Below are 26,026 nucleotides of genomic sequence, written 5' to 3' on the forward strand. Positions count from 1 at the left end.
TATCCGGGCCTGTGACCGATCCAAACATTATACTGGCTGATAGACCGATTTGGAAACAACCAGTTTGCCCTGCTTCTTCAAATTAAAAGCCTGTTCCTCAGCCTGTTCTTCGGTCAGACCGTCCGCTTCCGACTGTCCGATCTGCGCGATAATCGCTTCATAGTCGCGAGGGATGATCTTGATCAGCCGTTTAAGCGCCTCTTCCCAGTTCAGGAGTACCTGCTTGGCTTTCGGACTGCCCGTATAATCCAGATGATGATGAACCAATGTATAGACTTCGTCCTGCTCCTGGCGGTCGGTCACTTGTTCAATGTTGACCAGTTCTTTATTAATGTGCGCCAAAATCCGGTCCGGCTGTTGATCGGGCAGGATATAGGCGATTCCCCCGGACATACCGGCCGCAAAATTTCTGCCGACCGGGCCGAGAATAACGACTTTGCCTCCCGTCATATATTCACAGCCGTTTTCTCCGACTCCCTCCACCACGGCATTTGCGCCGCTGTTGCGAACGGCGAAACGCCCGCCGGCCGTACCGCGGATATAGGCTTCGCCTTCCGTCGCGCCGAAGAAAGCAACATTACCGATCATTGCCTGAGAGTCAGTCGATACGCCGACAACTTCTTCCGACTTAATAATGACTTTGCCTCCGGACAGGCCCTTGCCGACATAGTCGTTTGCATCACCGGTGAGCACCATGGTCACGCCCCTTGGAACGAATGAGGCAAAGCTCTGCCCCGCGCTGCCCGTGAATGAAAGATTGATCGTGTCCTCCGGCAGGCCGCGTCCGCCCGTCGATTTTGAAATCACGTATCCGAGCGTTGTCCCTACGGTGCGGTCGGAGTTTTTCAGTTTATAAGACAGGTGAACCGGCTGCTTGTTTTCAATCGTCGGCAGGCAGGCGGAGATCAGCTTCCGCTCATCGAACCGTTTCTCCATATGGTGAGCCTGGGCGCGGGCAAAATGCCGTTTCGATACATCGCTTTCAGCCTGGTAAAGCAAATCCGACAGATCCAGGCGGCGCGCTTTCCAATGGCCGTGCACCCCCTTCTTAATCCGGAGAAGATGGGCTTCGCCGATCACCTCATCGAGTGAGCGATACCCCAGATCGGCCAAATGTTCCCGAATATCCTGGGCAATGAATGTCATAAAATGAACAATGTAATCCGGACTTCCCGAAAAATTCTTGCGAAGCTGCGGATTCTGCGTCGCGATGCCGACCGGACAGGAATCGAGATGGCAGGCGCGCATCATCAGACAGCCGAGCGCAACAAGCGGTGCGGTTGCGAATCCGAACTCTTCGGCGCCGAGACAGGCAGCAATCAGCACATCGCGGCCCGTCATCAGCTTACCGTCTGTTTCCAGCCTCACACGATCGCGAAGCCCGTTTTTCATTAACGTCTGATGGGCCTCCGCCAGGCCGATTTCCCATGGCAGTCCGGCATGCTTGATGCTCGTCTTTGAGGCTGCCCCGGTGCCGCCGTCATGGCCGCTGATCAGAATAACGTCGGCTCTCCCCTTGGCAACGCCTGCAGCGATCGTACCGACGCCGCCCTTGGCCACCAGTTTTACACTGATTCTTGCCTTCGGATTGCTCGACTTCAGATCATAGATCAGCTGGGCAAGATCCTCAATGGAATAAATATCGTGATGCGGCGGCGGTGAAATCAGGCCGACACCCGTAGTCGCACGGCGCGTATGAGCGATCCACGGGTAGACTTTTCCGGCCGGGAGCTGCCCGCCTTCTCCGGGCTTAGCCCCCTGAGCCATCTTGATCTGCAGCTCGGCCGCTTCCGAAAGATAGTAGCTTGTGACGCCGAATCTGGCCGATGCCACCTGCTTGATCGCACTTCTGCGCCAGTCGCCGTTCTCGTCGCGGATAAATCGTTCCGGATCTTCGCCGCCTTCTCCGCTGTTGCTCTTGCCGCCGATCCGGTTCATGGCGATTGCCAGCGCCTCATGTGCTTCTTTGCTGATGGAGCCGTATGACATCGCCCCGGTTTTAAAACGTTTGAACAGGCTCTCCACCGGCTCAACTTCTTCAATCGGAATCGGCTCGCGGTCCCGCTCAAAAGTCAGCAGGCTGCGAATGGTCGAAAAGGGGGCGTTGTCGGCCATCTCCGCATATTCCTTATAAAGTCCGTAATCATTCCGTCTTGTCGCCTGCTGAAGCATATGAACGATCAGCGGTTCAATCCTGTGCTGCTCGCCCCCCTGGCGCCACTGGAGCGTACTGCCGGCATCGAGCGACTTCATATGCCCCTGCCGCAGCTCTTCTGTCGCCCGGCCGTGGCGCGCCATCGTCTCGACCGCAATCTCGTCCAGCCCGATCCCGCCGATCTGCGAGACCGTCCCCTTAAAATACTTGTCGATCACTTCATTGGAAATACCGAGCGCTTCAAATGTCTGGGCTCCGCGATAGCTCTGAACAGAAGAAATGCCGACTTTGGACATCACTTTAACAATTCCTCCGACAAGCGCTTTAATATAATTTTCTTCTGCTTTTTCCGCAGAAATCTTCAGGTGTCCGGCGGCCTTCAGCGCGCGGACCGTTTCCAGAGCCAGGTAAGGGTGAATGGCATCCGCTCCATAGCCGAGAAGCATGGCGACCTGGTGGCTGTCCCGCGGTTCGCCGGAATCCACAATGAGACTGACACGGGTTCGCGTCCCCTGATCGATCAGGTGGTGGTGCAGCGCACTCACGGCAAGGAGCGAAGGAATCGGCAGTCTGTTTTCATCCATAGACCGATCCGAAAGCACGATCAGCAAAGTGCCGTCATAAATCAGCTGGTCAACTTGAAGAATCAGCTGATTAACGGCCTCCGCAAGACCTTTTTTACCTTTTGCGGCCGGGAACAGAATATCGACCGTTTCGGCTTTCAGCCCCTGGTGCTGAAGTTCATGAAAGGTTCTTCCGTCAAGGATCGGATGATTCAGCCGAATCTGCGGCGAAACATGCTTCGTCGGATCGAGCAGGCTGACCTGCGGCCCGAGCCAGGTCACCTTTGACATGACCCAGGCCTCGCGAATGGCGTCAATCGGCGGATTCGTAACCTGGGAAAACCATTGTTTGAAATAATCAAACAGCAGCTGCGGTTTATTGGAGAGCACGGCCAGCGGCGTGTCGTTCCCCATCGACCCGGTCGGCTCTTTCCCGGCCTCCGCCATCGGCTGAATCGTTTTGGTCACATCTTCGTAAGTGTAGCCGTGCACCTTTTGCTGATAAAGGCGAACGGAATCCGGAACTTTTCCTGTTTCCGGCCCGCCCCCTTTCAGTTCAATAACGGTTTTCCGCAGCAGCTCATGATAATCGACGGAATGACAAATTTCTTCCTTTAATTCATCACTGGGAATGATTCTCCCTTTTTCCGTATCGATCAACAGCAACTGTCCGGGCTTAAGGTGGCATCTTTCCCGGATGTTCCCGGCGGCCAGATCGGTAACGCCGACTTCCGAAGAAAAAACGACCTTATCGTCATTCGTAATATAGTAGCGGGCCGGACGCAGCCCGTTTCGATCGAGAATCGCTCCGATCTGTTTTCCGTTGCAGAAACCGAGTGCCATCGGGCCGTCCCACGGTTCCATCAGCCTGCTGTGAAATTCATAAAAATCTTTCAGATATTCCGGCATTTCCGGATTGTCTTCCCATGGCTCCGGAACCATCATCATCACGGCATGAGGCAAAGAGAAACCGCGGTAGGTCAGGAATTCGAGAACATTATCGAAAATAGCGGAATCGCTTCCTTCAGGATCGATAATGCGGGGCAGACGTCCGCCCGAGAGGCGCTTTGCTTTTGCATCAAACCAGCTCATGTTCCCGCGGATTGTATTAATTTCACCGTTATGAACAATCATACGGTTAGGATGCGCCCGTTCCCAGCTGGGAAACGTATTTGTACTGTAGCGGGAATGCACTAAAGCGACGGATGAAATAAAACGCTCATCTTGAAGGTCTGTATAAAATGCAGAAACCTCTTTTGCACGGAGCATGCCTTTATATACAAGAGTCTGGCTCGAAAGGCTGGCAACATAAATTTCATCCTTGAGTTTTGCCTCAATCGCTTTCCTGAGCATATAAAGTTTCAGATCCAGTTTGCGGTCCGAATCCTGATTGGCTGTGCCGATAAACATCTGATACATGAACGGTGCCTTGCTGCGTGCCAGCGGGCTGATTTCATTTTCGGCAACCGGCACATCGCGTTCGCCGTAAAGGCGCAGATTCCGGGCGGCAATACACGCTTTAATTTTACCGATCGCAACCAGCCTGCGGGAACGGTCCTGCGGGAGAAAAAACATGCCGACGCCGTAGTGGCCGGCAGGCGGCAGAGGAAACGGACAAACCGAGTGGAAAAAACGATCCGGTACTTGCATCAGTATCCCTGCGCCGTCACCGGTTTTCCCGTCCGCCGCCTTACCGGCCCGGTGATCCAGCCTCGCCAGCATTTCAAGAGCTGTTCTGACAATCTCGTTCGATGCACGGCCTTTAATATCCGCATAAAGGCCGATTCCGCATGAATCGTGTTCGAATTCCGGACGGTAAAGGCCCTCGGCCTCCTCATCTTTTTTTTGACTATTCTTAATCATAAACCTCATCCTTCCTTCTGTTCGCAATCACGCATCACAACTGTTCAACTTTTCAGAAAATATTTTTTATGTGTCTCTCTTCTTTTTTCCGAAAAGTATGGTAATTATATTTTACACTTTCTTTATCAATCTTTACAATATATAATTAAGAACATATACATCTCGTTTTGAGATGAATGGAGCCTGAAAAGATGGAATTGCGGCAAATAGAGTATTTTATTGAAGCAGCAAAAAGAGAACATATTACGCAGGCGGCGGAAGCTTTGCATGTGGCCCAGTCGGCAATCAGCCGCCAGATTGCGCTTCTGGAAGACGAACTGGGTGTTTCTTTATTTTCGCGCAAGGGCCGGAACATCAAACTGACGGCGATGGGGAAGATCTTTCAGGAACATGCGGAACGCGGACTCCTGGAATTCGAAAAAGCCCAGCAGAAAATCAAGGAACATCTGAATCCGGAAGTCGGGCTGATCCGGCTGGGCATTTCGACGAGCCTATCCGTTCACACGCTGCCGATCATCCTCCAGAATTTCCACCGGCTGCATCCGGGCATTGATTTTCAGCTGCATCAGGGGACGGTTCCTTATCTCATTCATTTAATTGAACAGGGAAATATCGATCTTGCTTTTGCTTCTCCGGTGCCTAAACAGCATGAGATCGTCGGCAGCACCATTCTTTATACTGAGGAAATGGTGCTGCTGCTTCCCAAAAACCATCGTCTGGCAGGCAGAGAACCGGTATCGCTGAGTAAACTGAAAAGAGAACGTTTTATCACATTCCGCAGCAAACTGTCTCTTCAGGAGCTCTTCCGCAATGCGTGCCGTCAGGCCGGATTTGAACCGAATATTGTTTTCGAAGGCGAAGACATGGACACGATCAAAGAGCTTGTTGCTTCGGATTTCGGCATCGCGCTGCTGCCGGAGAATGCAGCCGCGTACAACCTGCCCGCGGAAGTAGTCACCGTTCCTCTCGATTCTCCGAAAGTATCGCGCGCTGTCGGCATTCTCAGGCCCCGGGAGCGGGATCTCGCTCCTTCCGAGCAGCTTTTTTCAGGATACGTTGACAAATTCTACGATCGGCTCTACCGATTCGGCCAATAAAGGCGCGCGGCGTCACTTTCTCTGCCGCCCATGCTATGCTGCCGGCCGAAAAAACCTGGCCGCGGCGCAGGCCGGACCTTCGCTGCGGGGGCGGGACGGCCTTATCCGGACAGGCCTCAGGAGGCGCTTCATATATCCCGATACCGTTAAAAAAAGCCGACCGTTTCCTTAAGCAGGAAGCGAAGCGGCTTTTTCGGTTTGATTCCGATTATTGATTCGTATCGGCACGGGTTTCCATTCTGATCAGTTCGTCGTGACGCCGGCGTGAATCGGGCCCGACCTGTTCATCCGCGTGATAAGACGACCGGACAAGCGGACCCGCTTCGCAATGCCTGAACCCTTTCGCTAAAGCGATTTCCCGAAGTTCAGCGAACTCTTCGGGCCGGTAATAACGGACAACGTCAAGATGCTTGCGGGTCGGCTGAAGATACTGGCCGATCGTCATAATGTCGACATGACTTGCGAGAAGGTCATCCATTACCTGAAGAATTTCTTCTTTTGTTTCGCCAAGGCCGACCATAATGCTGGACTTAGTCGGCGTATTCGGGCTCAGTTCCTTCACACGCCGCAGAACGCCGAGGGAACGGTCATAAGTCGCGATGGCGCGGACCCTTTTGGTCAGCCTGCGCACCGTTTCAATATTATGATCGAAAATATCGGGTTTTGCGTCCATTAATGTGAGGATGCTGCTGTCGTCCCCTTTCATATCGGAAGGAAGCACTTCGATCGTGCAGTACGGAGCTTTCCGGCGAATCGCCCGGATTGTTTCGGCAAATACATAAGCGCCGCCGTCCTTCAGATCATCGCGGGCGACCGCGGTCACGACCACATGCCGCAGCTGCATTTTTTTGACCGAATCGGCGACCCGTTCAGGTTCTCTGAGATCAAGTTCCGTCGGCCGGCCGGTCCGGACTGCGCAGAACCGGCAGCCGCGCGTGCAGATGTTGCCGAGAATCATAAACGTGGCCGTCCGCCTCGCCGCCCAGCATTCGTGAATGTTCGGACATTTTGCCTCCTCGCAGACCGTATGCAGCCTTTCATCGCGTATGAGGTGCTTGATTCCGCGGAAATCCTGGTTGGTGTTAATTCTGATCTTAAGCCAGTCCGGTTTCCTTAAATATTCTCCCTGTTTTCCCATATCTGGTCCTCCCTTTTTGTGCCGGATCGCCTGTCAGCGCGAATAATTCCATTCGTCCGATTCATACTTTGACTGAGCCAGCGCCAGGACTTTGCCTTCCTCATCCTTATCAAGTTCCGTCCGGATAAGCTCCACACCCAGCCCCTGCTCAAATCCACGGTAAAAAGCCTGCTTGGCCTCCTCAAGCGTCACCTTGCGGCCTGCCAGGCGTTCCAGCGTAACAGCCTTGCCGCCGAAGGCCCGTTTCGCGCGTTCTTTTATCCGTTCGTTCTCATATTGAAAACAGTCGAATAATTCATCTTCGTCCACCGTAAGCGGGATCGAACCGTGCTGGAGAATCATGCCTTTCTGTCTCGTCTGAGCGCTTCCGGCGGCTTTGCGGCCCTCAACGACCAATTCATACCAGGAAGCCTCCTCAAAACAGACAGGCGAATGAGACGTTCTATGACTTTGTTTCGGAATGGCCAGTTCAGCCGTCAGGCCGAGCGCCCGGAATCCTTCAAGCAATCCTGCAGAGAGCACACGATAAGCGCCGACGACGGATCCGGGCATCCCCGGATAATCCTCCGGTAAAATCACGCTGTACGTCAGCTCATCATGATGCAGAACCGCCAATCCTCCCGTCAGCCGCCGCACCAGCCGGAAACCGCGGGCGCGGATCGCGTTTCGGTCGATGCGCCCCGCTGTTTTCTGAAAATAACCGATCGAAAGGCCCGGAGGATCCCACCCGTAAAAACGAAGAATCGGCTGTTTCCGTCCTTCCGCTTCCCGCTGAAGCAGATACTCATCGAGGGCCATATTGTATGCCGGCGTATGCTGCCCTGAATCCAGAAAAAGCCACTGCTTAACCACTAAAACTCACTTCCCTGTACCCGTAATTATGGCAACGTTTTCATATTATCGCCGGTCCTGCTGAGGAATCATTTCCAGTCCGGCATGCTTTATGAATAATTTAATATGAGTATCCCTTAGCTCATTTTCCTGCTGTGCTGTCAGATGATGATCAACTTTTCCTGATGCCGTCACTCACTCGAAAGAAGATGAGCCTTTCTGCAATGAATAAACTTTCTAACAATTTGATAGATCAGGTGCAGCGGAACCGGGCGTAATGGCCGATAACTCCCTGCGGTGACCGATAAACGGCGCGCAACGACCGATAACTCCCCTGTGATGACCGATAAACGGCACGCAACGACCGATAACTCCCTGCGATGACCGATAAACAAACGGCGCGCAACGACCGATAACTCCCCTGCGGTGACCGATAAACGGCGTGTAACGACCGATAACTCCCCTGCGGTGACCGATAAACGGCGCGCAACGGCCGATAACTCCCTGCGGTGACCGATAAACGGTGTGCAACGACCGATAAACCCCTTGCAATGACCGATAAACGGCACGCAACGACCGATAACTCCCCTGCGATGGCTGATAAACGGCGCGGTTGATGACCCGGGTACGGCCGGATCATGAGTTGTGGGATACTCATTTAATTTAATATCGACCTTTATCATATCAAGAATCACGAATAAAAGTAACCATGAAGCCTCCTTAAGAAAAACTTCCGATTCGACGCTTCGGAAAATCTTTTCGATTATCCATCCGGTTCTGCCGGGCCGGCACAATCGTTTGTCCGTTCTAATTAAAATTCAGCAGGCCGACGGGGCCAATAATTAAATTTTTGATAACCGCCGCATGCTTTTCTTCGGGGCTTCTGCTGTGATACACTAATAAGATAGGTAATTTTAATGGATACGGGGTTCATACTGACTTAAATTGTCTTATCCGCTGCTGATACGGGCAGCCGTCCTCCTGCACCAACCGTTCGGAATTCCATCTTTTATCTTTACCTTTCTCTGAAAAAGGAGATCTGTATGATGAATGGCTATCTTCAGATGACTTTTGTGCCGCACATCGAAAACGGCTGGAATTTCTATCTATGGCTGACCGATAAAAACGGAGAACCTCTGCCCTTTGCATCCCACGCACCGTCATGGCTGGGCGACCGTTCGCCTTACCGCTTCTTCCCCTCTCAGGCCGGATTCATCACAGGAAGCGGGAAGGCGGCCGTCTCCGGTATAATCATGACGATGAGCAGTGCGTTTCAGATCATGAGGGACGGCAGGCTTGAGGACCGATCCGGAGAGATTCTTCCCGGAAAAACGTTCCAGTGGTTCAGCCAGATTTCCGACGCCGTTCAAATTTTATTAGACAGGGGGCACTTCTATCCCTATTTCTATCATCTCGAACGAGGAAATCACGAACGATGTTATTTCTGTGAGTGGATGCCGGACGCGAAGCTGATCGTTCAGAGCGGACTGTTCACCGACTGGCTCAGCCGCCTGCCCCGCCTTGCACTGTCACTGGCCGATCTTCAGGACGAGAAAGTCCGGCAGTGGCTGTACCTGATTGTCATCTTCTGGACAAACACGCTGATCCGCGACGCATCTGCGGATCTTGTGCCGTCGGGCGTCCTTTTTCCGAATGCCGCCGGCGCACTGAAATCTTCTTCATTCGAAAAGCGGCTGGCGACGGAGTTTCCGTTCAGCCATTTCGGAAAACCGTGGATTGTTTCAGACGATCCGGATCAAATAAAGGAACTCGATCTTTTGGAGAAAGAGACAGCCGGCTGGGTACGCCCCGCCGCAACAGAACAGGCATGGAACAGGGCACTTCTCGACTACAGGAAAAAGCAGCAGGAAACATATTTTGCACCTGAAAGGGCACTGATTCTTCTCGAACCCGTCGATTCCGATCAGCTATTTTCACCGGACTCCCTATGGGACTGCGAGCCCGCCATCCGGGGCTGGCAAAACGGCCGGCAGCTCGAACGGCCGCTCAGAAGCCTGGAACAGTCGATTCAGCCCTTGCAGAACAGCAGCTGGTTCGACAATCAGCTGAAATCTTTAAAAGGGCGGATTCCGGCCGATGTGCTTCAGCTCCTCGGTGCCCGCGGATATTTGACTTCGGCCGAAGTTTCCGATCTCTTTCAGTGTAAAGACGCGCTTGCTTCTGCATCCATCGATCTGGTTTTTCCGGACGGTCTGAATATCCGTTCTGCCTCCCGGTCCGTTGCTGTCGATCTGATGATCGGACAGGACAGCGGTCATCAGGATTCCCTGTTCAGCCTTGCTTCGCTGATTAATTACGACTGGAGGATCGCAATCGGGGATATCAGGCTCAGTGCCGGCGATTTCATGCGCCTCGTCAAAGAAAACCAGTCTTTTATCCGCCACGGAAGCGAATGGATCCATCTGCCGATGAAACAGATGATGAAAGCCTATGAAGAAATGGGCGAAACGATCGATCTTTTCGACAAGAAGCCAAGCGTGGCCGGCGCTCTTCGTCTCCAGGCCGCACGCCTCCGGAAACGGAACAGAAAGATAACCGTTCATCTGGACTCCTCATTGGATGATTATCTAAGCCGGCTTCTGAAGAAACCGGTCAAAAATATTGCGCTGCCCGAAGGATTCCGGGGACGGCTGCGCCCCTATCAGGAAAAAGGCTACGCCTGGCTCGTCAGCCTGCGCCACCGCCATGTCGGCGGGTGCCTGGCCGACGACATGGGACTTGGCAAAACCGTTCAGGCGATCGCCTACCTGGATTACTGCAGAGCACAGCCGGCCGATCCGCTTCCCGGCGATATCGCTTTTGAAGGGCCCTCGCTGATTGTCTGCCCGACATCGCTTGTTTCCAACTGGAAGCATGAATTCCGTATTTTCGCCCCGCTTCTGAACATTTACGCTCATCACGGCGGATCGCGGCTGCACGGCGACGCGCTTATCGGCCGGTTGAAGCAGGCAGATGTCATGATTACGAGTTATGCCATTTTTACAAGGGAAGCCCCTCAGCTCAGACAGATTTACTGGAAGAGCGTGATTCTCGACGAAGCGCAGGCAATCAAGAATCCGCACGCCCAGAAAACACAGGCGCTGCGGCCGATTCAGACCGCCCACCGTCTTGTCCTTACCGGTACACCGATTGAAAACCGGCTCGAAGAACTTTGGTCAATCATGGATTTTCTTAATCCGGGCTACCTCGGCTCACTTGAGCATTTTCGCAGACAGTTTATCCGGCCCGTTGAGAAAAAAAACAACGGTTCGAAGGCCGGGCAGCTGACCAAAATTATTCAGCCGTTTCTGCTGCGGCGCGAGAAAACCGATAAAAGAATCATCCGTGACCTTCCTGATAAAATCGAAACTAAAAAAACGTGTTTTTTAAGCAAAGATCAGGCTTCGCTTTATCAGTCATTCGTCAACCGTCTGGCCAGAAATGTCGGAACGGCGGAAGGCATCCGGCGAAAAGGGCTGATCCTTTCGACACTGACAAAGCTCAAACAGATCTGCGACCATCCGGCGCTTGTACTTGACCAGGAATCAGGCGGCAAAAAATCGGGCAAGCTGCAGCTCTTTTTCGACTTGCTTGATCCGCTTTTCAGCAGCAACGAAAAGGTGCTCGTATTCACCCAGTATGTTCAGATGGGAAAATTGCTTCTTGAAAAGGTCAAAAACCGTTATCCGGATGCCACAGTTCTCTTCCTTAACGGCAGCCTGAGCGCCGAGCAGCGCGAAAACATGATCCGGCGTTTTCAGTCAGGCAGGCGTGAAAAAACATTGTTTATTCTGTCGCTCAAAGCAGGCGGAGTCGGTATTAATCTGACGGAGGCCGGCTATGTTATCCACTATGACCGCTGGTGGAACCCGGCGGTCGAGGAGCAGGCAACAGACCGGGCATACAGAATCGGACAAAACAGAAACGTCCATGTTTATAAGCTGATCTGCGAAGGCACCCTCGAAGAAAGGATCGATCAGCTGATTGAACGTAAAAAAGAGCTGCAGAGACAAATTCTCGGACAAAGCGATGCCTGGCTGACCGAAATGACGGACAAAGAGATTTTCGACTTAATCAAATTGAGGGAGGGAGTCGTTTAAATATGGCCCAATCATTGACTCTGCACAGTTCGGCACTCTCCGAATGGTTCGGCCGTTTTGCCGGGAACGGCCGGCCGAACGAAATCGAACGCGGAATCGAACTTTTCCGGAACAGCCATGTCTGGGATTACCGCGCTACACCGACAGGTATTCATGCAAGCGTTGAAGACCGGCAGCTCGCCTTTTTTCAAGTGGGCGTCACCTGGATCAACGCATTGAATCAGTCCGTCGGCCCGGAATGCTTTCTCCCGGATCCCCCGGGTAACCTGGCCATGCGCTGTACCTGTGAATCCGATAAGATGCCCTGTGCCCATGTCGCGGCTGCGATCGTTTACTGGATCAGCGAACTTGATAAAAAGAACCTGGAGTCCCCGTCGCTTCTCGCCGAGAAAGCCGAGCGGGATTACGGCAGAAAGCTGGCGCTCTTCCGCAAACTTTCAAAAGAGAAGGCTGCGTCTTTTGCCGAATTTAACGTTGACAGCCTTCAGCTGCGTCCGGATCTGCAGAAAGAAGTCAGCCGGATAGCCACCCGGGTAATGCGGGAGATGCGCGGCCGGACGACATGAGACATCCGTCAGCCGCCGGCCGGTCTGCCGCCTGCAGCACCGTTTCCGCCGCCGGCAAGAGCAAAAGGCCCGATCCGCCGCTCCCCGTTCTCTTCTCCGTCGATCCTTGTCCGCGACATGCTCCTGATCCCGTATTGGAACAATTTCTCAATCAGAACGTCGATGCGGTCCGGCCGGCCTTCGGCTGTAATGAGCGTCCCGCCTGATCCATCATCCCTCAGTGAAAGGCGGAGCGTTTCGTCCGGTGCTTTTCTTTCATAGAGCCAAAGCGGCCTTGCCGCGATCCTGATCACGGCCAGTTCCTTTTCAGCGGCGGCCGGCCTTTCCTCTTCAACCGCGGCCCCCTCAAAATATCCGGAACGGATCCGGGCAAGTTCCGATCCGCATCGGTCAGCATCCGCCTCAATGACGGCAACGGCACCGCCGTGTTTTTCCGCAGCTGTCACCGTCACATTCTCCACGTTGATTTTCCGATCGGAAAGCAGCAACGCCAGCCGCTCATATAAAGTCGCCAAATTGGAAAAATGAGCACGGATTCTGCTTCTCATCGATTTCCACCTCGCTGTCTGTTATTTTCACAGGCACATCAAAAAAACCTTTTCGTCCTGCACGCTGCTGAAAAAAAGCAGCAATCATGCAGGGGCGAAAAGGTTCTCTTTTCACGTTCCACCCGGCTTCCCGATGTCCTCGCAAACATCGGCTCTGCGGCTGTATCACGGGATGAACAGTCTTTTTTGTAACAAGTGACAGGCACTTGGCCGGCCCTACTTTATTCAGACAGGCACTCAGGGGTGGTTCGTTAATGTGCGGACTGCCAGGTTCCCATCATTCCCGGCTCTCTTCAAGCCAACGCTGCCATCACAATTCCCCGTCATCACTTTTTCAGTGTGTCATTGTTCCACCTTTTGAAGAGGTTGGAAGTTATCGTAACGCATTTTCCGGCAGCGGTCAAGACTTTTACCCAATATTTTTGACTTTTTAAATTTTGAACGGCCGGCCGGACCGGCCTGTCCTCTCGCTTTGATCCGGTCCGGCCGTTCTTTAAACAAAAATCTGCTTGTTGTCGCCTATTCTTCGGGTTATAATGTCAGTTACATAAAGATATTTGAATTTTTTGCACGGATGAAAAGAAAATGCCGCGGACGGTTTTTATTTTCGGATCGTTTTGTCCGTATTACCGGAACTGCGGGATCCGCAAATTCAATAAACACATTGGGAAAGTGACGGGAGAGTGATCGCGTTGGATAAGGTGTCCATCGGCTTGCTTGGTTTCGGAACGGTCGGCACAGGGGTGGTCCGCCTGCTGACCAAAGAAAGAAAAAGGCTTGAAGAACGGACCGGCTGTACCATTCATTTGGAAAAAATACTCGTCCGAAACAAGAATCGGCCGAGAAAAGTTCTGATCGACAGCCGAAAACTGACAACCGATGTCTATGAGATCCTCGACAATCCCGAAATCGACATCGTCATTGAACTGATCGGAGGCATCGATCAGGCATATCGTTACATCCTTCGCGCACTGAAAAATAAAAAAAATGTGGTTACGGCAAACAAGGATCTGATGGCGGAGTACGGCGAAGAACTTTTGCTCGAAGCAAAGAAAAACCGCTGCGATCTTTATTACGAAGCAAGCGTTGCCGGCGGTATTCCGATTTTGCGTGCTCTGACGGACAGCTTTGCGGCGGACCGCATTCAGAAAATGATCGGGATCGTCAATGGGACAACAAACTATATTTTAAGTAAAATGAGCCATGAGGGACTGTCATACGAAAAATCCCTGGCCTCCGCCCAAAGGCTCGGCTTCGCGGAAGCCGACCCCACCTCGGATGTCGAAGGACTGGACGCCGCAAGAAAAATGGTGATTCTCAGCCGCCTTGCCTACTCCATTCCCGTCAGGCTGGAAGATGTGAAAATCAAGGGCATCACCAATGTAACCCGTGAGGACATCGTTTATGCCCAGAAACTTGGCTACACAATTAAGCTTGTCGGCATTGCCGAGGTCAGCAACGGCGATATCGATGTCCGGGTGGAGCCGACCCTGCTGCCGGCGGCGCATCCTCTGGCAGCTGTTGAGAATGAAAACAACGCCATTTATGTGTACGGATCGGCGGTCGGTGAAACGATGTTTTACGGCCCTGGCGCAGGCGAAGGACCGACGGCGGTCTCCGTCGTGTCCGACCTGCTTTCGGTGATCCGGAATATGGCGCTCGGCGTCACAGGGCATCACATTTTCGTGCCGAAAAAAGAAATGCATCCCAGAAAAGACAGCCTGATTGAGAGCCAGTTTTTCGTCCGGCTGCATATGAAGGACAAGCCCGGCTCGTTCTCCAAACTGACCGACCTGTTCAAAGAACAGGATATTAACCTTGAAAAACTTTATCAGGAGCCGGTGCTCGGACAGGATATCGCTGAAATCTCAATCGTCACCCACAGAACTAAAAAAGTTCTCTTTGAAAAGTCGTTTGAGATGCTTAAAAGATTTGAAGTTGTTCTGAATGCCAAATATTTTCGTGTTGAAAGGGGCTGAACGTATGGTTTGGAAAGGACTCATGGAAAAATATCGGGACATACTGCCTGTCACAGATCAAACGCCGCATCTGACTCTGCTCGAAGGGAACACTCCGCTGATTCCGCTGGACCGGCTTTCCGGACATCTGGACTGCGACATCCGCGTCAAATTTGAAGGATTGAATCCGACCGGAAGCTTCAAAGACCGAGGAATGTTTCTTGCCGTCGCCAAAGCAAAGGAAGACGGCAGCACGGGGGTCATCTGTGCGTCGACCGGCAATACATCGGCATCGGCGGCTGCATACAGCGCACGGGCCGGTATGGACTGCATCATCGTTATTCCGAAGGGAAAGATTGCGCTTGGAAAGCTGGCGCAGTCCGTTATGTACGGCGCAAAAATTTTTGAAGTCAACGGCAACTTTGATCAGGCACTGGACATTGTCCGCTACACAGGCGCCCATTCCGGCCTTACCATTGTCAATTCAATCAATCCTTACCGGCTTGAAGGCCAGAAAACAGGTGCTTACGAAATCGTCGAACAGCTCGGATCCGCTCCGGACGTGCTTTGCATCCCTGTCGGAAACGCCGGCAATATTTCTGCTTACTGGAAAGGGTTTAAGGAACTGAGAGATAACAGGCAGATTGCGCCGCCCGAAATTCACGGCTTTGAAGCCGAGGGAGCGGCTGCAATTGTTAAAAACAAAGTGATCGAGCATCCGGAAACGATCGCTACCGCCATCCGGATCGGCAACCCGGCCAGCTGGAAACTGGCTGTTGCCGCGGAAAAAGAATCGCACGGTGAAATCGATTATGTAACCGACGAACAGATTCTCGATGCTTATAAATTGATCGCGCGCACGGAAGGAGTCTTCGCCGAGCCTGCATCGTGTGCTTCGATTGCAGGCCTGATTAAACACATCAAGGCCGGGAAAATACGAAGGGGATCGAAAATTGTCTGTATTCTGACCGGAAACGGCCTGAAAGACCCATCAACGGCAATGGACACGCTGTCCATTGAACCGACAGTGATCGGTGCGGAAAAAAATGCAGTTGTTGCACATCTTCAGCAGGTGGCCAAATGAATCCTTCTGCATTTCAGATCAGGGTACCCGGCAGCACGGCCAATCTCGGCCCCGGTTTCGATTCAATCGGTCTCGCATTAAATAGATTTCTGGTCCTGAACGCAAGGCAGGCAGATGAATGGCAGTTTCACTATCTGGCTCAGCCGGAGTTTCAGCCCCGGCTCAGCGACAACCTTATTTATCTGACAGCGAAGCGGGTTGCGGAAAGCCGCCGCGGCATATTGCCGCCCTACTCGGTCGACGTCCGCAGCGATATTCCGATCGCGCGGGGTCTGGGCAGCAGCGGCGCGGCCATTATAGCGGGTATCGAGCTTGCCGATTTTCTTCTTGATCTCCGCCTTTCGATCGAAGAAAAGGCCTGGATTGCCTGTAAGATCGAAGGCCATCCCGATAACGTCACAGCTTCTCTGTTCGGCGGACTGGTCGTATCGACCCAATCGGAAACCGGCGTGCACAGTGCAAGACTCTCTGCCCCCGAGTTCGACTTCGTAGCGCTCATACCGAGCTATGAACTGAAAACAAGCGATGCCCGCAACGTGCTCCCGTCCTCGCTCGCCTTCAGAGATGCCATAGAAGGCAGCAGCATTGCCAACGTGCTGATTTGTGCTCTGCTTACCGGTAACGGAGTGCTTGCCGGAAAAATGATGGAAAGAGACCGCTTTCATCAGCCGTACAGAGCCCCCCTGATTCCCAACCTGGAGAAGATTTCGTGCCTGGCGCGTGAAGCGGGCGCCTACGGAACCTTTCTCAGCGGAGCCGGCCCAGCGCTCATGTCTCTCACGCCTAAAACAAAGAGCGCAGCCGTTCGGGCCAGCCTGTCCTCTGCTTTCCCGGAAGACGAGTGCACGATTCTCAGCCCGGTCAGGGAAGGCGTACAAGTCCGTGTTTCCTCCCTGAGCTGACCCGGCGCCGAAACCCGCCGTATTTTACACGAGTGAAGGAATCCCGCTCCTTGTATCTATAAAAAAGTTGATTACCAGGCAAAGAATCCCTTACTGAGAACGAATGATGCTACAGCAGCGTCGGCCAGTGTATAAAATCGATAGGAAAAAAAGATCTAGAAAAGTATGAAATGGATGAATTTTTTTGTCATGCCGACTCAGCCGGATTCGATTTGAATTTCGGCTGATTTTTTTCGTGATTCGGTGCGGCTTCAGCCCCATTCGGTGCGGCTCTAGCCCAATTGGGTGCGACCCCTCTGGTTCGGTGCGACTTCAGCCTGATTCGGTGCGGCTTCCCCTCGATTCGGTGCGACTTCAGCCCCATTCGGTGCGGCTCTAGCCCAATTCGGTGCGACCGCTCTGATTCAGTGCGAGTTCCCCTCGATTTGGTGCGAGTTCAGCCCCATTCGGTGCGACTCTAGCCCAATTGGGTGCGACCCCTCTGGTTCGGTGCGGCTTCCCCTTGATTCGGTGCGAGTTCAGCCCCATTCGGTGCGAGTTCCCCTCGATTTGGTGCGGGTTCAGCCCGGTTTGGTGCGACCGCTCTGATTCGGTGCGGCTTCCCCTCGATTCGGTGCGACTTCAGCCCCATTCGGTGCGAGTTCCCCTCGATTTGGTGCGGCTCTAGCCCAATTGGGTGCGACTCATGACCAATTGGGTGCGACCCCTCTGGTTCGGTGCGGCTTCCCCTCGATTCGGTGCGGCTCTAGCCCAATTGGGTGCGACCGCTCTGGTTCGGTGCGGCTTCCCCTCGATTCGGTGCGACTTCAGCCCGGTTCGGTGCGACTCCAGACCAATTGGGTGCGACCGCTCTGATTCGGTGCGGCTTCCCAACGATTCGGTGCGACTTCAGCCTGGTTCGGTGCGACTCTGCCCAATTCGGTGCGAGTTCAGCCCGGTTTGGTGCGGCTCCAAACCAATTGGGTGCGACCGCTCTGATTCGGTGCGGCTTCCCCTCGATTTGGTGCGAGTTCAGCCCCATTCGGTGCGACTCATGACCAATTGGCTGCGACCGCTCTGGTTCGGTGCGGCCTCCCCTCGATTCGGTGCGCCTCCAGCTTGGTTCGCGGCGGCTCCCCGGCGAGCTCTCTCCATTTGATCGGACTGTTGCACAAGTTCCTTTTAACGCGCAGCCGTTCGTTTTCAATTATAAGAGATTTTTTCAACAATCTGTGTGTCAATCATGGAATGGGATCATGAACCAACATTTTTTTGAATGATCGCTTATTTTTTAACGGAAGGCTGCCGTTCCGGGCAAACATTTTTATTCGTAAATATCAATAAAAGCCTCGCTTTTTGCCTAAACTAATGCAAAAAGGAGGCCTTTTTTGTGAAAGTAAAAATTGGTTGGGGTTTCATTTTCTTTTTCGCAGTGCTTCTTGGTGCTTTGTATGTGATCTTTCTTTTTATCCGCTCCCAATAATCGCTTTTCCGGCTCTCCCGCCTGCATTGAGACGTTTTAAAAGCCGGGCCGTTTATTGCAAGCGATTACAAAAAATGTGTCTCTTAATTAATCAGCCCTGTACGAGCGCATCTTCCCTTGGACGGTCCGATTCCGTATTTTTTTGCTGCTTTTCATGCATCACATTAACGAACAAAGCGTCGATCAGCGTCATCTGGGCCGCGCGTGCGACAAATGATTCCGATCTGAAGTCGGTCGCCACCGAAACCGTATGGAGCGACACATCGACACTATCGGCAAGAGCGGACTTCATAAAACCGGTTAGTCCGATGGTCGGGCACCGCCTTGCCTTGACCGCCCGGACGACCTGGAGAAGATGCTTGTCGGCGGCCGAATAAGAAATGAATACGGCTGCGTCCCGCTCTGTCAGCTGGGAAGCCGACAGCAGCTGAAACTCTCCGTCGCTCGGCGCATATGTCAGAACGCCCGCCCGTACAAATTTATGATGGGCATCCTGGGCAATCATCGATGAGCCGCTGCTCCCGAAGAAAGCGATTTTTTCCGATCGGCTCATCAGATCGACAGCCTTTTTGAAGGAGGCACTGTTCAATATCTGGAACGTATTCTGCAAGGTGCGCACATTAGCCTGAAAAACACTTTCCGCCAGGCTCATCGTCTCGTCTTCGGCATATTTTTTGGCCGTTTGCTCAAGATGCTGATTCTGCGCGATATCCGCTGCCAGCACGATTTTCATTTCCTGAAATCCCTTGAATTCCAAACGTTTGCAAAAACGGAAAACGGTTGCATCGGCTACCTTGAGCCTGGCCGAAACCTGATTGATGCTGCTGTGAATCGTTTCCTCGGGATGATTTAAAATATAATCTGCAATAATTCTCTCCTTCTCGCTCAAATGCGGGTAGGCCGACTGAATACGTATCGTGCATTGGTGTTCCGTCACTTTCGTTCCCTCCCTTTCTTATGTTTTTATTGTACATCAAACGTTTTCATTTGAAAATAATTTTCTGTAAACGTTTCCTTGGTTTGAAGAAAAATCAGCCGGGTTATTTTTGAAAAATCCCTCAGACCCATGGCGCCTCTTTGCCGAAATGCAGCAAACTCCTGCGGCAGTTGAGAGGTTCCGGCGCGACCGTCAGTAGATTCCGTCGGACGATATGAACCCCCCATATTCTCCGGGAACGGCGAATTATTTCGACTAACGGGATAAAAGCCGCCCGACAGGCAACGGCCCGTAAGACGACTTCTAAAAGCCGAATCCGACAACGATACCCGGCAAGGCCCTGCCCTTCGCACATCCAACCTGCCTTCTCGAATTTTTATGCCCGGGCATAAAAATTCTAAAATATTTCCGGATCTAACTTGTATAATTATACCCATGAGAAAGGGGTGCTAGGCTAAAAATCCTGCTGATACGGACTTTCGGCCGTCTGGTTATAATTTTCCGGGAATCCAGGATTCAATAGGCTTTTTTCACAGCATGATATTTTTCAACAATGCCGTGCGATCAAAAACAATCCTGCAGACGGCGTCAAATCGCCCGTTTCATGGCATGATATTTTTAATAAACAATGCCGTGCGATGGCAGCGCCGCACGACATGGTCTAAACTGCGGACAGCATTGAGGCCGTTCCGTCGTTTTTTATTTTTTTCGTTTCGCGGAAGTCAGGAAAAGACAACCGGTTTCAGGGCGTCCATGAAGGTATCGAACTGGCGGAAATCCATCTGCTGCTGTGAATCGGAAAGCGCGACGGACGGATCCGGGTGTACCTCTGCCATAACCATATCCGCGCCGATCGCGATGGCTGCTTTAGCCGCGGGAATCATGATGTCGCGGCGGCCGGTCGAATGCGTCACGTCGACAGCAACGGGCAAATGGGTTTCCTGCTTCAGAATCGGAACGGCGGTGATATCGAGCGTGTTGCGCGTCGCCCGTTCATAGGTGCGGATGCCGCGCTCACACAGGATGACCTGATCGTTTCCCTGCGACAGAATATATTCTGCGGCATATTTGAATTCCTCAATCGTTGCCGAGAGCCCGCGCTTTAAGAGCACCGGTTTCTTGATCCGTCCGACCGCCTTCAGCAGATTAAAGTTCTGCATGTTGCGGGCGCCGACCTGAATCACGTCGACGTATTTCAGACTCATCTCGACATCCTCGGGTGCCATTATCTCGCTGATGACGGATAAACCGAACTCGTCGGCTACTTTCCTCAGAATTTTCAGGCCCTCTTCCCCGAGGCCCTGGAAATCATACGGCGACGTGCGCGGTTTAAACGCACCTCCGCGCAAAAGCGTCAGGCCGTGTTTTTTGATCTCTGCTGCTGTCGCCCGCACCTGTTCCTCACTTTCGACAGAACACGGGCCTGCGACAAAATATTTATTTCCATCGCCGATTTTCTGTCCGCGAATATCGACAATTGTGTCCTGCGGATGGCGCTTTCGCGAAACGAGCAGCATTTCGCTGTTGTCGCTTTCCTGAAGCTTCAGACTGATCTTGAAGATCTGTTTAAACAGATGCTGCAGTGTTTCGGTCGAGAAGGGTCCCTGATTATTGGCCGCAACGCGGTTCAGCAGTTCCCTTTCACGAACGGGATCATATTTGATCGTTCCCTGCTTATCCTTTTCTTTCCCGATTTCTTCGACAATAGCAGCGCGGCGATTGAGCAGATCCAGCAGCTGCATGTCGATCCTGTCAATCTGCGTGCGCAGTTCTTCGAGACGATAATTTGTCATTTCTTCTCCTCCCGGTTTCTGTTATCCTTTTCTCTTTTATCAAGGTCTTAAAAATAGTGATTAATAACAAAAGATAGTCGATTTCACGAAAAAAGTCAACGATTATATTTTAGCCATTCAACGGATTTATGCTTGAAATCGCTAAAGCGGCGCTTTCTAATCCAGAAAGTATTTGTTTTTCTATTACTATACGCAGCCGGCTCCCTGCTCGCGCCCCGGAGCCGCCGGCTTTTCTTCAGACAATTTTGCATGACAAAAAATCGGAGAATTGATCTTCGGCTGATTTGGGCTTTACTTTTATAAAATTACGTGATAAAACTTAGATAATAAAAATGATGTGCTGTTAAGCGATAAAAGGTTGTCAGTAGGGCTCTGTCCGCTTCGCAAAGAGAGCCGGCGCATGGTGGAAGCCGGCAGCGGGCACCGCTTGAATTTCATTCCTTTTTTGAGACGGTTCAAAAGAAGATCCGGCCGGCAGCGGCGGTCTTTCTGGATCATCCGGGCAGAGCCGGGTAATCCGTACGATGATTTTTGATACGTTCTCACGCTTCTTTTTCCAACGCGGGTACTTGCCGCAAGTAAAAAAAGACGGGTTCGGCCGTTATCCCGGCAAAGTGGCGAATGACTATTTTCGCAAATTGGGTGGTACCGCGCATAGACGTCCCTGCTTCGGCAGGGCTATTTTTATAGCCGGAAATCCGCCCGCTTTTCAGCCGTTGATAATCATTATTTATTTTCAGGGAAGGAGAATTTTAGATGTTTAAAGAAAATCTGGCGGATTTGAAAGCTTATAACCCCGGCCCCTCCATTGAGGAGATAAAACGCACGTACGGACTGAAACGTCTTGTCAAGCTGGATTCCAATGAAAACGTATACGGCGCTTCGCCGAAAGTCGGCGAAGCCATTGCCCGGGCCGCGCTGCTTCCCGCCCTCTATCCGGACTGCAAAGATCAGGACGTCCGCAGCGAACTGTCACAGAAACTGGGCGTGCCGGAAGAACAATTTCTTTTCGGCTGCGGGCTCGACGAAATCATCGTCCTGATCAGCCGGGCTTTTCTCGCTCCCGGCGATAATATCGTCATGGCATGGCCGACTTTTTATGAATATTACTGTCATGCGCAGATTGAAGGGGCAGAAACAAGAAAAATTCCGTGCGACGCAAACGGGAAGCACGACCTCGGCGCCATGCTGGCCGCCACTGACGAAGCGACAAGGATTGTCTGGATCTGCAATCCGAACAATCCGACGGGCACTTATATCAATGAACGCGAGCTGACCGATTTTGTCGAAAAGGCAGCGGATGATGCCGTCATCGTCCTTGACGAAGCTTATATTGATTTTGTTGCGGCCGAAGACTTTCCCCGTTCCCTTGATTTGCTCAAGAAGCACCCGAATATCGTTGTGCTCAGAACTTTCTCAAAATCATACGGCCTCGCTTCTTTCCGGATCGGTTATGCGATCGGCCAAACGCAGCTGATTAACGAAATCGACAAAGTCCGGCCGCCGTTTAATAATCCGCGGCTCAGCCAGATTGCCGCTTTTGCCGCCTTGCAGGATATTGATTTCATGGAGGACTGCGTACGCAAGAACCGGGAAGTGCTGGCGATGACAGCCGCTTTTCTTGGTCAGCGGAAAATCCCTTATTATCCGACTCAGACAAATTTTATTTATGTTAAAGCGGACGATCCTAAAAGCGTTGCCGAACAGTGCAGGAAAAAAGGGTTCCTGATTAACCCGTTTCAGGACGGCGTCCGGATCACGATCGGCAAAATGGAAGATATGAAAGAATTGCTCGCCGTTCTGGAGACAGCATTGTCCGGGACAACGACCGAACCGAGCATCTGATTCTGTTCTCGGCACCTCGCAGGCAGTACTTCTTTTACCATTCAGAAAATAATAAATATTTTTCTTTACAAAATAACATTTAACTGCTACAATTTGTTCACAATTACTTTTTCATTATTTTTAAAATGGCATGATGAAGACAAGAGACGACGGAAACAGACAGGCAGAGAGCCGGCGGTTGCTGTGAACCGGTGCTGTTTCCACCGTTTTAGCCCTTCGGAACAGAGCGGCTGAATAAGAGTAGGCCCTTCCGGTTTATAAACCGTTATCAAACGATGAGACTGCCGGCAGTAGGAGAATCGCTCCGGTAGTGAATGAGGGTGGCACCGCGGATATCAACGTCCCTCGCAGTATGGAACCATACTGCGGGGGACGTTTTTATTTTTTATTAAAATATAGAGTAACAGAGAGGATGAGCAATTTGTTTCTGGATCAGACTTATTTGTTTACTCCGGGGCCGACACCGATTCCGAATCGCGTCAACGCTGCGATGGCACAGCCGATGATCGGACATCGCAGCCCGGATTTTTCCGCGCTGATTGAAGAGGTCGCAACCCGGCTCAAACCCGTGTTCGGGACGAAACATCCCGTTTATGTGCTGACAAGCAGCGGTACTTCCGCTCTTGAAGCCGCAGTCGTTAATACGGTGTCCGAAGGCGATCATGCCGTCGTCATCGTCGCCGGATCCTTCGGCGACCGTCTGGCGTCCATTGCCGAAAACTACGGTGTGGATGTCGAACGTCTGAATATCGAATGGGGCAAGTCCTGCTCGCCGGAGCAGCTGGAAACATTTCTGAACGGATTGTCCGGCGCACCGATCAAAGCGGTTTTCGCGACCTTTAATGAAACGTCCACGGGCGTTCTGAATCCGATCGGCGCGCTGGGTGAGGTGGTCGGACGCCTGACGGACGCACTCTTCATTGTCGACGGGGTCAGCTGCATCGGCGGCGTCCCGGTCGACATGGAAGCCGACCGCATCGATATTCTGGTCACCAGTTCGCAGAAAGCCCTGATGCTTCCGCCCGGCCTCGCTTTCGTTGCTTTCAGTGATAAAGGCCTTCAGGCGATAAAAAAATGTCCGGCCAAACGTTTTTATCTCGATCTGAACCGCTATGTCAAGGCCTATGACGCGCAGAAATCAACACCGTTCACCCCAGCCATTTCTCTGATCGCCGGCGCCCGCGAAGTGTGCGCCATGATCGAAGAAGAAGGCTGGGAAAACGTGATTGAGCGCCATCGCCTGCTGAAAGACATGATACGGGCAGGAATCAGAGAGCTCGGCCTTCCGCTCTTAGCCAGCGAAGCGGATGCCTCCCCGACCGTAACGGCCGTTAAGCCCGACACCTTATCCGCTCCCGATATTCAGAAAGCTTTAAAGAAAGATTTTTCGATCACCGTCGCGGGCGGACAAAAAGATCTGAAAGGGAAAATTCTCCGAATCGGTCATATGGGTTATTGCACGCCGTTTGATATCATCAAAGTGCTGACCGCCCTTGAATTAACGCTCGCAAAATTCGGACAAGAACCGCGGCTTGGCGCCGCCGTGAAAAAAGCCGAGGAGGTCTGGAGACAGCATGTATAAAGTCATTGTCAGCGATCCGATCAGTGAAACGGGGCTTCGGGCGCTCCATGCCCACCCGGATTTCGATGTGAAACAGCGGACGGATCTGACAGCAGAGGAACTGACCGACCAGATAAAAGACTACGATGCATTAATCGTCCGCAGCCGGACAAAGGTGACCGCAGAGCTGATTCAGGCCGCCGACCGCCTGAAAGTCATCGCGCGCGCCGGTGTCGGCGTCGATAACATCAATATTGATGCCGCTACGGAAAAAGGAATCATTGTGATTAACGCCCCGGCCGGAAACACGATCGCCGCGACAGAGCACACACTGGCGATGATGCTGGCGCTTGCCCGCAACATCCCGCAGGCCTATGACTCGCTCACATCCGGACAATGGGAGCGCAAGCGTTTCAAGGGCGTCGAACTCTACCAGAAGACACTGGGCATCGTCGGCATGGGCCGCATCGGCACCGAAGTAGCCAAACGGGCAAAGAGCTTTCAAATGAATATTCTCGGCTACGATCCGTTTCTAACTGAAGATCGTGCGAAGAAGCTCGGCATTATGAAAGCCGGACTCGGCGAAATTGCCGAAAAGGCGGACTTCATTACCGTGCACACGCCCTTAACCGCTGAAACGCGCGGACTGATTAATGCCGAATATTTGGCGAAGACAAAAAAAGGCGTGCGGCTGATCAACTGTGCGCGCGGCGGTATCATTGATGAACAGGCGCTTGTCGATGCAGTAAACAGCGGCCATGTTGCCGGAGCGGCCATTGACGTTTTTGAACATGAACCGCCGGAAAACACGGAACTGACCCATCATCCGAATATTATTGTCACGCCCCATCTCGGCGCTTCGACGGAAGAAGCACAGGAAAAGGTGGCTCAGTCCGTCAGCGAAGAAATTGTGGGCATCCTTACAACGGGTGCCGTGCAGCATGCCCTTAATCTTCCGCATATTTCGGCAACCGTTCAGCAAAAGATCAAGCCGTACCTTGTCTTAAGCGAACAAATGTCAGAACTTTTGATGCAGATTTTCCAAAAGGCTCCCAAAAAGATCAAAATCAACTATTTCGGCGAACTCTTTCTCGAAGATACCGGACTTTTAACACGACAGATAATCAAGGCGCTTCTCTCCTATTACCTCGACACGTCCATCAACATCGTCAACGTGATGCAGGTATTGAAGGCACACAGCCTTTCATACAGTGTCCAGAAAAACGCGGCGCATAAAGGGTTCACCAACTTTATCGAGCTGGAAGTCGGCCATGGAGATGAAAAAGCGACGATCGGCTGCACCTATCTTCCGGGATTCGGCGGACGGATCGTGTCAATCAACGGCTACAGGCTTGATATGGAACCGGAAAAATATCTGCTCTATATCAGGCATATCGACGTGCCGGGCATGATCGGCAATGTCGGTTCTCTGCTTGGAAAAAATCATATCAACATCGGCAGCATGTACGTCGGCCGCCAGGCAATCGGCGGAGACGCGATCATGATTCTGACCGTCGACAAACCCGTGCCCGATCCAGTGCGAAAAGAGATTCTTGCACTGCCGGCTCTCCACGATGTACAATTTGCCGAGTTAAATGTCCCCGAAGACAAATGATCTTAAAG

The 26,026-nt window shown here is 52.3% G+C and carries 16 protein-coding genes; 9 read left to right on the forward strand and 7 right to left on the reverse strand.

Annotation, left to right across the window (positions count from 1 at the left end; all coding sequences use genetic code 11):
- Positions 1-27: 27 nt before the first annotated feature.
- Positions 28-4,581 carry a glutamate synthase large subunit gene (gene gltB / locus Q6A92_RS02870; RefSeq protein ID WP_332236971.1) on the reverse strand — a complete coding sequence of 1,518 codons (4,554 nt, stop codon included), beginning with the start codon at positions 4,579-4,581 and terminating at the stop codon, positions 28-30.
- Positions 4,582-4,772: 191 nt separating this feature from the next.
- On the opposite strand from gltB, the gene Q6A92_RS02875 reads away from it, so the two are divergent.
- Entirely contained in the window at positions 4,773-5,678 is a 906-nt protein-coding gene (locus Q6A92_RS02875) for a LysR family transcriptional regulator (protein ID WP_274397794.1), read from the forward strand.
- A gap of 208 nt (positions 5,679-5,886) precedes the next feature.
- Here the strand turns inward: Q6A92_RS02875 and lipA are convergent, their stop codons facing one another.
- The 3 genes from lipA to Q6A92_RS02890 all read right to left on the reverse strand — a co-directional run bounded on the left by lipA (position 5,887) and on the right by Q6A92_RS02890 (position 8,342).
- On the reverse strand, positions 5,887-6,816 hold the full coding sequence (gene lipA / locus Q6A92_RS02880) for a lipoyl synthase (RefSeq protein WP_332236972.1): 930 nt from the start codon (positions 6,814-6,816) through the stop codon (positions 5,887-5,889).
- 33 nt (positions 6,817-6,849) lie between these two features.
- Positions 6,850-7,614, reverse strand: coding sequence for a lipoate--protein ligase family protein (locus Q6A92_RS02885; protein WP_332236988.1), 765 nt, complete (start codon positions 7,612-7,614; stop codon positions 6,850-6,852).
- A 224-nt stretch (positions 7,615-7,838) separates the two neighbouring features.
- Complete coding sequence (locus Q6A92_RS02890; RefSeq protein ID WP_332236973.1) at positions 7,839-8,342, reverse strand: hypothetical protein; 504 nt, start codon at positions 8,340-8,342, stop codon at positions 7,839-7,841.
- A 351-nt stretch (positions 8,343-8,693) separates the two neighbouring features.
- Between Q6A92_RS02890 and Q6A92_RS02895 the strand changes: the two genes are divergently transcribed.
- Both Q6A92_RS02895 and Q6A92_RS02900 read left to right on the forward strand, forming a co-directional pair.
- Positions 8,694-11,747: a DEAD/DEAH box helicase gene (locus Q6A92_RS02895; protein WP_332236975.1), complete on the forward strand. Its 3,054-nt coding sequence runs from the start codon at positions 8,694-8,696 to the stop codon at positions 11,745-11,747.
- 2 nt (positions 11,748-11,749) lie between these two features.
- Entirely contained in the window at positions 11,750-12,313 is a 564-nt protein-coding gene (locus Q6A92_RS02900; RefSeq protein WP_332236976.1) for a hypothetical protein, read from the forward strand.
- An 8-nt stretch (positions 12,314-12,321) separates the two neighbouring features.
- Here Q6A92_RS02900 and Q6A92_RS02905 read toward each other — a convergent pair whose 3' ends face one another.
- Positions 12,322-12,861, reverse strand: coding sequence for an acetolactate synthase small subunit (locus tag Q6A92_RS02905; protein WP_274397800.1), 540 nt, complete (start codon positions 12,859-12,861; stop codon positions 12,322-12,324).
- A 692-nt stretch (positions 12,862-13,553) separates the two neighbouring features.
- Here Q6A92_RS02905 and Q6A92_RS02910 point away from each other — a divergent pair.
- From Q6A92_RS02910 to thrB, 3 genes are read left to right on the forward strand one after another with little or no spacing between them, the layout of a single operon-like run.
- A complete protein-coding gene (locus Q6A92_RS02910) occupies positions 13,554-14,840 on the forward strand; it encodes a homoserine dehydrogenase (protein ID WP_443029674.1) in 1,287 nt (428 codons plus the stop codon).
- A gap of 4 nt (positions 14,841-14,844) precedes the next feature.
- The gene (gene thrC / locus Q6A92_RS02915) at positions 14,845-15,903 is read left to right on the forward strand and encodes a threonine synthase (protein WP_332236977.1); all 1,059 of its coding nucleotides are present in this window, start codon (positions 14,845-14,847) and stop codon (positions 15,901-15,903) included.
- On the forward strand, positions 15,900-16,805 hold the full coding sequence (gene thrB, locus Q6A92_RS02920) for a homoserine kinase (RefSeq protein ID WP_332236978.1): 906 nt from the start codon (positions 15,900-15,902) through the stop codon (positions 16,803-16,805). Before thrC ends, thrB begins: the two co-directional genes overlap by 4 nt.
- A gap of 1,553 nt (positions 16,806-18,358) precedes the next feature.
- On the opposite strand, the gene Q6A92_RS02925 is transcribed toward thrB, so the two are convergent.
- Both Q6A92_RS02925 and Q6A92_RS02930 read right to left on the reverse strand, forming a co-directional pair.
- A complete protein-coding gene (locus tag Q6A92_RS02925) occupies positions 18,359-19,204 on the reverse strand; it encodes a MurR/RpiR family transcriptional regulator (protein ID WP_274397803.1) in 846 nt (281 codons plus the stop codon).
- 722 nt (positions 19,205-19,926) lie between these two features.
- Positions 19,927-20,997, reverse strand: coding sequence for a bifunctional 3-deoxy-7-phosphoheptulonate synthase/chorismate mutase (locus Q6A92_RS02930; RefSeq protein ID WP_332236979.1), 1,071 nt, complete (start codon positions 20,995-20,997; stop codon positions 19,927-19,929).
- A 756-nt stretch (positions 20,998-21,753) separates the two neighbouring features.
- On the opposite strand from Q6A92_RS02930, the gene hisC reads away from it, so the two are divergent.
- The 3 genes from hisC (at position 21,754) to serA (ending at position 26,018) form a co-directional block, all read left to right on the forward strand.
- A complete protein-coding gene (gene hisC / locus Q6A92_RS02935) occupies positions 21,754-22,842 on the forward strand; it encodes a histidinol-phosphate transaminase (protein WP_274397805.1) in 1,089 nt (362 codons plus the stop codon).
- Between the two features lie 412 nt (positions 22,843-23,254).
- Positions 23,255-24,424 (forward strand): pyridoxal-phosphate-dependent aminotransferase family protein, encoded by a 1,170-nt coding sequence (locus Q6A92_RS02940; RefSeq protein ID WP_274397806.1) that lies wholly within the window; start codon positions 23,255-23,257, stop codon positions 24,422-24,424.
- Positions 24,417-26,018 (forward strand): phosphoglycerate dehydrogenase, encoded by a 1,602-nt coding sequence (gene serA / locus Q6A92_RS02945; protein WP_274397807.1) that lies wholly within the window; start codon positions 24,417-24,419, stop codon positions 26,016-26,018. Before Q6A92_RS02940 ends, serA begins: the two co-directional genes overlap by 8 nt.
- Positions 26,019-26,026 lie beyond the last annotated feature (8 nt).

It is taken from the genome of Sporolactobacillus sp. KGMB 08714 (genome assembly GCF_036598985.1).
Taxonomy (GTDB): Bacteria; Bacillota; Bacilli; order Bacillales; family Sporolactobacillaceae; genus Sporolactobacillus.